General features: G+C 51.1%; 9 protein-coding genes. 4 read left to right on the top strand and 5 right to left on the bottom strand.

Translation table 11 applies throughout. The features are described from left to right. Window positions 1–23: 23 nt before the first annotated feature. Window positions 24–2,591, bottom strand: a complete 2,568-nt coding sequence (locus CHH67_RS24635) for an S-layer homology domain-containing protein (RefSeq protein ID WP_095268010.1) — start codon at window positions 2,589–2,591, stop codon at window positions 24–26. A 252-nt stretch (window positions 2,592–2,843) separates the two neighbouring features. On the opposite strand from CHH67_RS24635, the gene CHH67_RS24630 reads away from it, so the two are divergent. Next, window positions 2,844–5,153 (top strand): AraC family transcriptional regulator, encoded by a 2,310-nt coding sequence (locus CHH67_RS24630; protein WP_095268009.1) that lies wholly within the window; start codon window positions 2,844–2,846, stop codon window positions 5,151–5,153. A gap of 45 nt (window positions 5,154–5,198) precedes the next feature. Next, complete coding sequence (locus CHH67_RS24625; protein WP_095268008.1) at window positions 5,199–6,824, top strand: extracellular solute-binding protein; 1,626 nt, start codon at window positions 5,199–5,201, stop codon at window positions 6,822–6,824. A gap of 169 nt (window positions 6,825–6,993) precedes the next feature. On the opposite strand, the gene CHH67_RS24620 is transcribed toward CHH67_RS24625, so the two are convergent. Further along, entirely contained in the window at window positions 6,994–7,554 is a 561-nt protein-coding gene (locus CHH67_RS24620) for a TetR/AcrR family transcriptional regulator (RefSeq protein ID WP_095268007.1), read from the bottom strand. Between the two features lie 30 nt (window positions 7,555–7,584). After that, complete coding sequence (locus CHH67_RS24615) at window positions 7,585–8,760, bottom strand: MFS transporter (protein WP_095268006.1); 1,176 nt, start codon at window positions 8,758–8,760, stop codon at window positions 7,585–7,587. A gap of 188 nt (window positions 8,761–8,948) precedes the next feature. Between CHH67_RS24615 and CHH67_RS24610 the strand changes: the two genes are divergently transcribed. Next, window positions 8,949–10,637 carry an alkaline phosphatase gene (locus CHH67_RS24610; RefSeq protein WP_095268005.1) on the top strand — a complete coding sequence of 563 codons (1,689 nt, stop codon included), beginning with the start codon at window positions 8,949–8,951 and terminating at the stop codon, window positions 10,635–10,637. A 165-nt stretch (window positions 10,638–10,802) separates the two neighbouring features. Beyond that, a complete protein-coding gene (locus tag CHH67_RS24605; protein WP_095268004.1) occupies window positions 10,803–11,564 on the top strand; it encodes a DUF4386 domain-containing protein in 762 nt (253 codons plus the stop codon). Here the strand turns inward: CHH67_RS24605 and CHH67_RS24600 are convergent. After that, window positions 11,533–12,117 carry a Crp/Fnr family transcriptional regulator gene (locus CHH67_RS24600; RefSeq protein ID WP_095268003.1) on the bottom strand — a complete coding sequence of 195 codons (585 nt, stop codon included), beginning with the start codon at window positions 12,115–12,117 and terminating at the stop codon, window positions 11,533–11,535. The genes CHH67_RS24605 and CHH67_RS24600 overlap by 32 nt on opposite strands. A 225-nt stretch (window positions 12,118–12,342) precedes the next feature. Continuing rightward, window positions 12,343–13,017 carry a hypothetical protein gene (locus CHH67_RS24595; protein WP_095268002.1) on the bottom strand — a complete coding sequence of 225 codons (675 nt, stop codon included), beginning with the start codon at window positions 13,015–13,017 and terminating at the stop codon, window positions 12,343–12,345. Between the last annotated feature and the right edge of the window lie 97 nt (window positions 13,018–13,114).

The raw sequence follows: 13,114 nt of genomic DNA, 5'->3' as shown, positions 1-13,114 counted from the left end.
TGGTTTAGTTACATTACAATAATTTATAGGGTCTCCATAATTTCTTTAATCTCGCTGTCGCTCTCCAATGCACGAAGAATGATGGTTACCGCTTCGGCACGGGTTGCTTGGTTATAAGGTGCGAATACGGATACGGATACACCTTGCACCAATTGGGCTGACGCGGCCTGCTGGATCGTATACGCCGCCCAATAATCACTGCTCACATCTGTGAAGCTAACCGGTTCTCCTGTTGCAAGGACGGCAAGATTCATCAAGCGCGCCATGATCGTCACCATCTCTGCGCGGGAAATCGCTGCATTAGGCTTGAAGGTGTCGTCTGCGTACCCGCCCACAATTCCCTTCTCAGCCAAAGCGCCAATGTAGCCAGCGGCCCAATGGGAGCCTGTGTCTTTGAATACAGCCGATTCAGCATTTGGATTCCATCCGAAGGCCCGGGCGATCATAGCCGCGAACTCCGCTCTAGTCACAGGTGCATTCGGGCGGAACGTACCGTCCCCATAACCATGAACCATGCCCAGTCTCACCGCAGTCGTCAGCGTATTCCGGCTCCAGTGATTCGTTGTGTCACGGAACGTCTGGCTTGGATTGTTGGCTGCAGCCAAGGTATCGCCAATGAACTTCAGGAGCCTGTCCCGATCCACAGCCTTGGATTGGAAGGGGTTCACCACGGCAGCCGGCAGTTCTGTAGTTGGCGGCTCTACCGGAGGTGTTGGCTGTTGCGGCACAGAAGGCGCCGCTGGAGCTGAAGGTGATGGACTTCCAGCGCCATCACCCGTTCCACCCGCAGGTGGGCTTGACCCTCCGGTGCCCGGATTCCCGCTGCCCGACTGTGAACGAACAACCAGCGCGATCTGTTGGGTCTGATATTGTACTTCCGCTTGATACTGACTTGGCAATCCATCGATAATCACGGAATCAAAGGCTCCGCTGCGCTGATTCTCACCATGGGTGATCAGTGTAATTGTCCCAGTGCCCGGTGCGGCTTGATCCGAGAATTTCACATGCAGCGTCCCTGCTGCATGGACTGCGCCTTTAATAGCAAGCACATCATCAGCACGTGTAATACGAAGCTCAAGCTTGCCGTCAGCGGATTGGGTGAAATCACCGCCAAGGGTCATTTTTCCATATACGCTCTTCACGACGGTGGCTCCGTCATTCACGACGTCACCGGTGCCAAAGGCCGTTGCCGAGCTTCCCTCGAGAACGCCGCCATGGACCTCGGTTCCGCCGGAATACGTGTTGTTGCCCAACAGCTTTAATGTTCCGCTTCCTTCTTTCGTCAGCTTGCCTGTACCCGAGATATCGTTCCGCCACTGATCCAACGCATGAAAGCCCTGTTTGCTGGCATCCATCGTAACGGTGACATCATGATCAAAGGCGCCGTATCCGTCTGCGGCAGCAAAAAGGTTCAGTCGTCCCCACCCTTCCGGATCATCCAGAACCGGATAACCAGAAGGAAGGCCTGTCGTTGCCAGTACCTCACGGCGCTGATCATCACTCAGATAAGGAAGCCGCGTTTCCAGCAATACCTCTGCGCCCTTAGGAACGACCATCGGCTTGGTCGTGACATTGATCTGCGGGAAGCCGTAGGTTAATCGCTCGGTAAATTCGGCCTTGTTCTTCTCATAATTGCTGAATCGGTCTTCCCCTGAACCGGGCCGATTCAACAGCACGCGATGTGCTTGATCATATGCAGCCTGTTTAAGTGCTGCATTATCCGGATCGGCCAAGGCAGCTGCAGCCAGCCCCGTAGCCATAACCCGGCCGCCCATTACATCAAACGGCGAGTGCATGCCCGCCACGATCCGGCTATGCCCCATCTCCGAGGCGCGGGTCAACAGCTCTTGGTATCGTTCAGGAACCGCATAGGCCAGCGCCAGCGCAGCAAGGTACGAAGCATTCGTATGACCGCTTGGGAAGCCGCCGTCCGTCTGCGGCGTACTGCTCTTCGCAGGCTCCAGTGTAGGAACGATAATCGACGGCGCCTGAGGGTCCTCCAGGAGGGACCAGCGATAAGGCCGCATATAGCTGTAGAAATTTTTGGCCGGGGTTGTGGAAGCATAATTCCCGCGCAGCACTCCGATCAAGTCGACCATCTTGCCAAGCGCCGAATCGGAATCCCCGCCCTTGTTCTGTTTATTGCCATCATCGTACTTGACCGAGGTGGCGTCATCCGGGATGCCTACAATCGTTGTGGTCGTCCCCGACAAAGCGCGATACGCCTCAGCTAGTGGACCCAGGCCTTCCGTAGCGCCATAGGTCTGATTTCTCCGATCATCATAATAGGCTCTTGATTCATCTTCAGGGGTTCTGGTGGCAGCAATGTCTTTCACATACTGAATATTGTAGTCCAGCAGTGCACTGTTCTGTTTGGTCCCGTTATCCCAGGAGCTCCCGGGGGTCCAGAGATCCAGAAATCCGGACAACACCCCGATGGTTGGATTGGAATCCACCGTCAGGTTGGTCGAGCTGTTATTTTTGTAGCTGTCTACAAAATGTCCCCAAGCCGGCTCTGGCGGCAATGCAACCGGGGACGATGCTGACGCTGCTAATGCCGGCTGCCATGCAACGGTGTTGGCGAATAGCATCAGACCGGCAGCTGCTGACAACAGCTTCTTGGCAAGTTTCGTGTTCACGCGTGTTTACCCCTTTCATTATTCAATTCGAATCGCTCCGAATGTAGCACCAGGCCGTGGCATTCTTCAATAAGACAATTTCTCATTTCTATCAATTTCGGAGAAATTAGACCTCATTTCGGAATTTTAATCGTCGCTTAACAAAAGTGTTGAATTGATGTGACAGTACGTGGTGTATAATCCCGGCGGAGAGGAGGGTATGCCATGAAGTGGAATTCTGCTTTTGCCAGATTAGCGTATTCCTATGTATCTATTGTGCTTGTCATCGTCCTGCTGCTGTGCTCCATCTTCTATATTTACTTCTCGCGCAGCTATAAAGAGGAGCTGCAAACCAAGAATCAGATGATTGTTGAAAATACAGCGCGCACGATTGAAAACTCGGTACTCGAAAGAGTCCAGAAAATATATGTAGATCTCTCGCTGGACAGAGGCGCAGATCTTCGTGCATGGGCCGATGCCTCCGTTCCCATGTACAGTAGCAGCCTGCTGGATCTTCAGCAGCGGCTGAAAGCAGAAGCAGCCAGCAACGCTGACATAGTGCATGCCATTCATGTGTATAATCCTCAGCGGAATGTGATGCTCTCTTCGCTGTACGGTCTTATCTACAATGCGAATGATCGGGAAATTGCCGATTTTTTTGCCGATTGGATGAACGGAATGCTTCAGCCGGGCCACAGCAGCAGCTTATGGACCCCCAGCCGGTGGATCCCTGACGATATGTTCTCTGGTTTACCGGGTGAGCATGGCCATAGCATCATAACCTATGCACATCGCTCCCCTTTTCCATCACCCGGTGAGAACAGCGATCTGATCGTGGCTATCGATGTGAAGGAAAGCGCCATTCATGACATTATTCAAAATATGATGCCATCACACTACGAATACACCTTCATTGGGGACCGTTCAGGCCATAAAGTGATAGGGGCGGACCTGGGATTCATGAATCTATACAGTGATGCCCGCCCGGACATGGCTCATGATCATGCAGGGTCGGGGAGCTTTAGCGGTACGATTGATCATACGTCCTATATCGTGTCATACCAAGCCTTGCCTGCTGCCGGATGGATGATGTATAGCGCGGTGCCTGCAAGCTTGTTCTATGAGCAGTCCCTGGTCGTGAACAAGCTGATCCTGGGTATTTCCCTGCTTGCCATCGTGATCGGCCTCCTGCTGTCAGGCCTTATGGCCAAAGCCAGCTACAGTCCCATCAAGCGGCTCGTCGAAATGATTAAAAGCTTGTCCGGGCAGCAGCCTGGGCAGCCGATGAATGATTACAAACTCATTGATACCGCCTTTACCCGATTACATGATAAAGTCAGCACCCTTGAAGATGCGCTGGAAGAAAGCAGCCCAATTATCAAGCGCAACGTGGTTCTGAATATCCTCCGGAACCATATGCCGGACGCGGAATTAGCTGATAAGCTGTCCCTGTTAGGCTTGTCCCGGACATACAGCCATTACGGCTGCTTGCTGCTGAACTCCGGCCAGACGTTTGCCCCGCTCAGCTCAGGAAATATGCAGATGATCATGTCGCGGATGATTCAGCAGCTGGAGTCGATCAGACTGCCGGGAGCCCATATTGTTGCTGAGGAGCTCCCGGACAAGAAGATCGTTGTTATGCTGTGTTCCAATCACATATCAGACGGACTTCAGGATGAGCTGTCTCAGCTGGTGCTCTCGGAGGGCAGGCAGCAATTTCGTCTTGATCTCCAGCTCTCATGGGGCTCCTGGGTGAACAGCATGGGCGATCTCCACCACAGCTATATCGAGGCTGAAACGTTAATGAAATACGCCTACTTTCTGCCGGAGCAAGCGGTTCTCAAGGATCGACGACTGCTGGAGCGAGAGGACTGTGTTGACGAAATCCCGCAATCCACGCTTCTGCGGTTCAAGGAAAAACTGTACGCTCGCCAGTCTCAAGCGATTGCCGCTGCGGTTGACGACCTGATCGGGACCATGCGAGATGGAGCGTATCCGGCGGATTATTGCCATTTTATACTGGCCAATACGGTTTTCGTATTCTCTGACTACTTAAAGAGTGTCCGTTTCAAGCACCCGGCTCAGGGACCTATGGATCTGTACAAGCAGTACATCGAGGTTCAAAACATTGATGAGTTTCGGCAATGGCTGCTGGATACCGTGAATACATGTATCGCGCTTACCGAGAAACGGAATAGCGAACGGGCTCTTTCCACTCTGGAGCTGGCCAAGGAGTATATCGAAAACCATCTGTCAGAGGATTTGTCTCTCGAGACGGTGTCGTCCAAGGTATTTATCAGCGCGAAATATTTGAGCAGGCTGTTTAAGGAAGAGCTTGGCATGACTTATACCGACTACATCACCAGCCAGCGAATGGAGCGGGCTAAGACGCTGATCGAGAGCAATCACATGTCAATCGAACAAGTTGCTGCTAGCGTCGGATATGGAACTGCTGCGTATTTTATTAAGAAGTTCAAGGAGATGTATGGCTGTACGCCTGGGAATTATTTGCGCAATATGGCCAAGCAGGTGTAACCGGCCGTTCTGACTGGAAGATTACTGGTAAAGGAAGGTCCTCCTATGGAAAAAACGTTTGGTTCGCGCATAGCCATCCTTGGCGCAATACTCATACTCGGCTCAATTATCGGCTGTGATACGAAACCGGCCTCCCCTTCTTCTGCAACGGATGCGCCGGACCCGATCCGATCGGCTGCCCCCCGGCACACCATATCCTGGACCATGCATCAGAACCTGCCGGTCCCTGAGAATGCCGAGATGGTGCGCTATGTAGAGGACAAGTTTGAGGTCGATCTGGACATCTGGAATCTGGCGAACAACAACTATGAGGCGCTTCTGGATACGAAATTGGCGCAAGGGGAGATCCCCGACCTGTTCAGAATCAGACAGCCGCAGGATCTGCTTAAATATCAGCAATTGGGCCTGCTTGCCGAAATTCCTGAAGCGATGCTGGATCAATATGCGCCCAATATCATGAAGGCTCTACGTGATCATGCGCCGGAGTATATGGATTATGGGAAAATGGACGGGAAGTATTACGGCATTCCGGTCATCAATCCCACGAACATTTACCGCATTCCGGTCATCTATCGACAGGATTGGCTGGACAAGCTGGGCCTTCCCGTTCCGGAGACGCTGGCCGAATATGAACAAGTGATCTATGCGTTTACCCACGAAGATCCCGATGGGAACGGATTGAACGATACGTACGGGTTGTCTTTGGAGGGCATGAACATGGTGTTTGGCGCTTTTGGCCAGATTGTCTTTGCCGATCAGCTCTATTTTGGAATAAAGGATCCGCATCTGGTCATTGGGGCGCTGGAGCCGGAGATGAAGGAGGCTCTGGAATACCTGCATCAATGGTACCAGGATGGGGTCATCGATCCGGAGTTTGTAACCGGCGAGAATAAAGGGGGATACAAGCATCTGTCCCATGCTTTCATTAATGGAAGGATCGGCATGACATCCATGGGCAACTACTATCACTGGATTCAAACCGGCGATTATGTGGCATGGACTTATGACAGCGATCGGAAAGGGAAAGAGACGCCCGTAGAGGCCACCTATAACGCCAAAGAGCTGGTGGCCAAACATCCGCAAGCCCGGATTGTATTCGGCCCCCCGATTGCCGGACCATACGGGCAGCGGGGCACTAAAGCTTATGACAGGTTAATGAGCTTCACCGCGATTGGCGCCCGCGCGGCCACAGAGCCTGGAAAAGTCGAGAAGATTCTTCAAATTCTTGATTATGTGAGTGCGAATCCCGACGTGGAAGTGCGTACAGCGATGAAGTACGGGGTTAAGGGCAAGCATTGGATATGGGCCGGAGCCGCGGGAGAGCAAGATGAAGTCATCCTGCTGCCCCCTTACGACAGCATGTTCAGCTATCAGAATGTCATCGGCGCCAATATCGGCATGATGGTTCCCTCTCCCCCGACTGCAAGAAGAGAGCAGTGGGCCTCGACCTTAAATCTGGATCAGGACGGAATCTATAATGCATTGGAGGTGGCGACGCCCTCTCTGGTCATGAATGGCCCCAAGCTTCTCGAGCTGAGAAACAAGGCATACATCTCCTTTATTACGGGCGACCGGCCCTTAGATCAGTTCGACCACTTCGTGAAGGAATTTATGGAAGCTGGCGGGGATGAGGTGTTGCAAGAGGCCAACGAATGGTACCGCCAACCCTGATCGATCAAGGCAGCTGCGGCCTGCAGTTTAAATTTAAGAATCCTGACGGTAATAAATTTAATGTCTGGCAGGATCCCGCCACTGCGTGAGTTAAGCAAACAAGCTCTTCACTTTATTGAAGAGCTTGTTTTATAGTGTATGGAAGGTACCTTTAGCCGCCGAATCTAGCTTAGACATGCCGTATTCCGGCAAGAAATACGCTCCAAGCAATCGCCATCGTGCGCTCGTACGATTGATGTGTCTCATAGACCAGCTGCACATCAAGTCCGTCCAATAGGGTAACATAGGCTACCGAGCATTCCTCCGGTGATGGGTGTCCAGCCTCCTCAAATAACGCGGTCAGCTCCCCTTTTAGCACGGCAAGATAGCGTCTGTATTGAGATAAGACATAGTCATTCACTTCAAGTGGCGGGATAAATGAAAACACAAACATTAAGTTTACGTTAGGATGCATCAAGAAGCGGTTCTTATGCTCCACCAAGAAGTTATACAATCTGTCTTCCCAAGACCATCCGCCGGCACGGTGAAAATAATGATGCACAAATTCGATTTCACTTTGCACTGCTTCCGCGTACAGCTCCAGCAGCAGCTCCTTCTTGCTCGAATAATGGTACGAAAGGGACTGCTTGCGGATCCCTGCCTCTTCGGCGATCTTTGCCATCCGGGTCCCCTCGTACCCGTAACGATTAAAGTGTTGAATCGCAATTTCCTTAATTTTGTCTTTACTCAACTAGATTTACCTCCGACACAATGCATTCACTTATCCGTTTCTCTTCCTTCTGGCATAACCAATATACAAAAGCAAGTATAAGATCATGATGGCTATAGCTACATCATACACTACTTCATAGGAGAATGCTGAAGCAACCAGGCCCAGAATCATCGCCCCTCCACCTATGCCAAGGTCAAAAAAGTTGAAGAAGGAAGCCATCGCATTCTCATGCTCATGTTCATCAACCAGATTGATGCACCAGGTCTGAATCGCTGGAAAAACAGCGCCGAAACCTAGTCCGTAGACGGCCGCCGACACGAGAAACCACGCTTCGCTTCCGGATTGTGTAAGCAACCAGATGCCTACACCCATAAATACAGCTGAGGGTACAAGCACGGAGCCTGGGCCGAAACGGTCGAACATTTTTCCGGATACAAGGCGAACCGCGAAGCTGGCCAAAGCAACGATAAAGAAGAACCAGGCTATCTTATCAAATCCTTTTTCGGCAGCGTATAGCGCGATGAACGACATGATCGAGCCTGCCGCAACCCCTATCAGCATGATGAGCAGTGAAGGAAAGAGTACTCTTTTTTCAATCAGCTTAAAGGGAACTTCCGGTTGGTCTTCCACAGTGCCAGTATGCGGCTTCCGGGAGACGAACACAGCCATCAGCAGTGCCAGGAGCAAAATAAACATCCCTCCGAAAAAGAGGCCGTGAAAATCATATTGAGTCAACACACTCATCCCGATTAAAGGTCCGACCGAGACCGCCACGGTCTCCCCTACCCCAAAATAGCCCATTCCTTCCCCGCGGCGTTCCACTGGAATGTTCTCTGTCGCTAAGGTAGCGAAGTACGTGGTCGCTATTCCAAACCCAAACCCATGGATGACCCGGAGGACCAAAATCATCGCCGTACCTGACGCAAGGTAGTATAGACCTGTCATTGCCGCACATATTGCGATGCCGATCAACAGCAGATACTTTTTATCTATACGCGCTGCCAATTTCGCAGTAAATGGACGAATTAAGATCGCCGAGAACATGAACACCCCCGTTACCATCCCTATTTCCGAAGCCCCTCCGCCAAGATGCGAGACAAACAGTGGTAATGTCGGAAGCATCATTTCAAACACCATAAACAGAAGGGCATTGGCAGCCATAATAAAAATAAAGGATCTCCCCCATAAAGCAGCCCTTCTGACTTCTATCACTTTCGTTTCCATATGAACCTCCAAAATTACAGTATGGAAACATACTACCTGACTACAGTCAGATTGTAAACACTAAAGTTATCATTTTAATGACTAGACAAACACCCTTAATTAACAATATCTTAACCTCCCTCGAATAATACGTTAATATTTTGCTATTATAGTAAAGCTATTCCAATGGATTAGTAGGAGGTTAGATTATGTTCTCGAAATTCTACAGCAGATCCGCAAAGGTTTTCATTGCAGCGGTACTCATTTGGACCAGTTTAGTAAGCGTTGTCGGAGCGGAAGAAAAGGGCAGCGCAAAAAATGTGATTCTGTTAATTCCGGATGGCATGGGTATCAGCTATTTGACAGCAACACGGATTTACAAGGGAGAGGAACTGTCCTTTGAACGCTATGTGAAAGGATTAATGAAGACTGCCTCCGCAGATACCAATGTTACGGATTCTGCCGCCGCAGGTACAGCGATGGCAACCGGATACAAAACGAATAATGGTGTGATCTCGGTTACGCCGGACGGTGTGAAACCGGATTCGATTCTCGACGCAGCTCGGGAGAGCGGCAAGTCAACGGGACTGGTTGCTACTTCTCGGATTACGCATGCAACGCCTGCGGTATTCACGGCACATGATCCAAGCCGCGGCAATGAAGTGGCACTTGCTACTGAATATATCAATAATGTCGATGTTATTCTCGGCGGTGGCCGTGATATGTTCTTGCCTGAGTCTGAGGGTGGTAAACAGCCGGAGCGTAATTTGGTAGAGGAAGCAAAGGCTGCGGGTTATGAGTATATTACAAATCGCAGCGAAATTGGACAAGTAGACGGAGACCAAATTCTTGGCTTGTTTGCCATGAGTGATCTGAAGTATGAAATTGACCGCGACAAACAAAATGTCCCAAGCTTGGCTGAAATGACGAAGCTGGCAGTGGATACGCTTAGCAAGAACGATAAAGGATTCTTTCTCATGGTTGAGGGCAGTCAGATTGATTGGGCCGGCCATGCCAACGATCCTATCGCCCTGATTACTGACATGCTGGCATTTGAAGAAGCGGTTGACGTCGCGCTTGAGTTTGCCAGAGAAAACTCGGACACGCTGGTTGTTGTCGTTGGCGACCACGAAACAGGCGGTATGAACATCGGTAACACGCCAGGCGGGTACCAAGAAAATATCGCTGTATTGAAGAATGCAACCGGAAGCGTGAATACCGTCGGCGCGGAACTGCTCTCCAAGGCAATCACCACCGATGTTGGCAGCTCGGTTCGGGTAGTTAATCATGACATCTACATGCCGCTGAGAGAAGTCGTTGACCAGCTGGACGGAAAACTGGATTACAACGGTACTGATCTCACTGTCGATGTTGAAATTGCGAATTCGGCATTTACGGTGAATCTGCCAGAGAAATCGGTGAAAGTTGCTTCGCAGGAGCAAGAATCCGACTTCTTTGTGGAGAATGGCACAGCGTACTTCAACCTGAAATCCATCGCCGAATTAATTGGACTGCAAGTAGCCTATGGACAAGATGAAGATGGCAACGTTACAACAGCCTATTGGGTTGATGTGAAGCAAGTTGTTGAACCTATTGTTGGTTTCAAGCTGACCGAAGAGGATGTTGCTCAATTGACAAGCGTCAACTGGAATAATGCCACTACGCTCATTAATGAAGTCGGAACGGTGGTATCCGGTCACGCATTGATCAGCTGGGGATCCCGTCATCATACAGGAGAAGAGCTTCCATTGTATGCGTACGGCAAAGGCGCCAACGAATTCGTTGGTTTGATCGATAACACGAACCTGCCGCGCATTCTCTCCTACCTTATGGGTGTCGAATTGTTTGAGAATGAAGAAGCATTCATGCAAGAACTGGAGAAAAGAAGAAATCAGTAATTTTTTAATCAAAAAGGCCTCATCCCCACTTTATGGTGGGCGTTGAGGCCTTTTTTTGTATTCGAAAGGTCTCCGTCCATTCAATCGAACTCTTGACTTAAGTCAATGAACATCCCGCCCTGACCGGCTACAATGGGGTCATCACCAATCGGGAGGAATGCCTGAATGAATCCTTTAAGAAACGATATTGCGGGACGGCGAAAACCAGCGCTCATTGCCGGTACGGCACTTGTGATCATGATGATCGCCGCGGCGTTTTCATATGGATATGTCCATGGAAATTTGCTCGTTCCTGGAGATGCAGCTGCCACATTGAATCATGTAACCACCAGCGGCGCTCTTTTTCGGGGAGAGATCTTGGGCTGGCTCGTCATTTTACTGTGCGATATTGTTGTGGCCTGGGCCTGTTATGTCTTCTTCAAACCTACTCATCCCCATCTATCCCTGCTAGGCGGGTGGCTTCGGATCACGTATTCGGCGATTCTGGGCATAGCGATTATGCAGCTGCTGTTCGTTCAGCTGCTGGTCGGCGGTGATGCCGTGTCATCGGGTTTTACGCAAGAGCAGGTTGGAGCACAGGTATTGCTGTATTTCGAAGCGTTTGAACAGATATGGTCGGTGGGTTTAATTATCTTTGGCGGACACCTGCTGATTCTAGGGCTGCTGGCTCTGAAATCCGGCCATGTGCCCAGATGGATTGGCATTCTGCTGCTGATTGCTTCAGCCGGTTATGGCCTGGTTCACGGGGCTCAGATCTTTTTTGCGGAGCATGAGGGGATCGGCTCAGTGCTTGAAATGGTATTTATGCTGCCGATGACAGCCGGAGAAGCGGGCTTCGCCCTATGGCTGCTGTTCAGAGGGGGAACAGGAAAGCGTCCGTTGCCCAGCTTCCCGGCTACATCGAGTCCCGAAACACCCTCTTCTTGATTCTGCTCAGGGACTCCGGGGTCATCCCCAGATAACTTGCCAGCTGGTGCTGGGGCACACGGTCGATGAGGGAAGGGCGCTTCTTCAACAGCGTTTTGTAGCGTTCTTCAGGCGATGAGGCGATAAAGACGGCAAACTCGGCCTGAACCTGACTTAAGTTCTCTTCAATCATTCTGCGAGTCATCGTCTCTAATTGCGTGTATTTGTTGTACATGTCCTGTTCAATGTCGAGCTGGCCTACAACCATCACGCCATCCTCCACACAGGTGAATGTATGGTCTGACGACTTGTCTTCCCGGTGATGATTGAAAACCGCTATCGCCTGTTCTTCGGTATAAAAATTCGAAGTAATCTCCCGTCCCTCTTCATCCACCGAGTACTGCCTTACGCAACCCTGCAGGATGAAATAACATTTCGTGGGGATGTCCCCTTGCCGAATCAGGACCTCCCCTTTGTTAAAGTGCTCGATATTCAGCTCCTCGATAATGGCTTGCTGCTCCTCTTCACTCAGTGAGGTCAGTCTGTTCATATATTTATTCAAAATGTCCTTCATTGCTGCCCGCACGCCCCTCTCTTCCCGCTCTGCATATAAGCGCGTTCCATTTATACTATTCCGTTCGCTACTTATATATCAGTTCGACGAAGGGGCTTGATTTCCTTCGGATACTGGATGTTACGACATATATATGATATGGTCGCCGAAGCTTGTTGTCCTATGGGAACATGGGAAATAACCGGGAAGCTTGAGCCCCCGGCCATCATGAACCTGTGGTTTCATTCACACACCGGCACTTCGCTCGCGACCCGAGCTGAGCACATAGCCCAGCCATATCAGGGCCAGCCCCATCGGAATGGCCAGAATCCGATCTAGCGGATGAGGAATGACAGCAGCAGCGAGCGTCACCACCGCCCCGAACGCAAGCAGGGCCCCCGCCGCACGGGGCAGAACACCGGAGCGAAAGGTAGCGATCCCCAGCAACAGACCTCCCAGCAAGTACAGCCCCCCTGCTATTGGCGCCAATGCCGTAAGGGCGCCCAGGTCAGCTTCGCTGCTGCCGCCGCCAAAAATCCCAAGGAACCCTTCCACGAATAGTGGTGCGTCGGTGGCCAGCAATGGCAGCACAAACACTTCCACGAAGCTGAAGGCGGTCGAGGCCAGCCAGAACAGGCTGAAGATCAGATATCCTGCCACCCCGAGCCAGCCCGCCTCCTGCGCTTGTTTCACATAAATCCCGGTCAACCCGATCAGGAAGAACAGGGACATAAGCATGCTCAAAGCAGCAACCATGACCCACGGGGCAGTACGGACAGCGGACAGTTCCTCAGCAGGATGAATAAACTGAATGGCGATGTATAACAGTCCAGCCAAGATGGCAAATACACCGGTACCGCGCATCAGGCCGGATGCGGTTATATGCGGCTTGCCTGTTTGCTTGTTATCCTTGATATCCATTGAGACGACCTCCATTCAAGTATCTATATGACCGGGGGTGCATGCTGACCAGATGCCAAGGTGTGTGCGACCATTTTGCCCAGGCAAATATCCTCTG

It is taken from the genome of Paenibacillus campinasensis, from assembly GCF_002272015.1.
GTDB classification, from domain to species: domain Bacteria; phylum Bacillota; class Bacilli; order Paenibacillales; family Paenibacillaceae; genus Paenibacillus_AQ; species Paenibacillus_AQ campinasensis.
The sequence above is the reverse complement of the archived record's forward strand: the minus strand, read 5'-3'. Positions and strand labels throughout refer to the sequence as shown.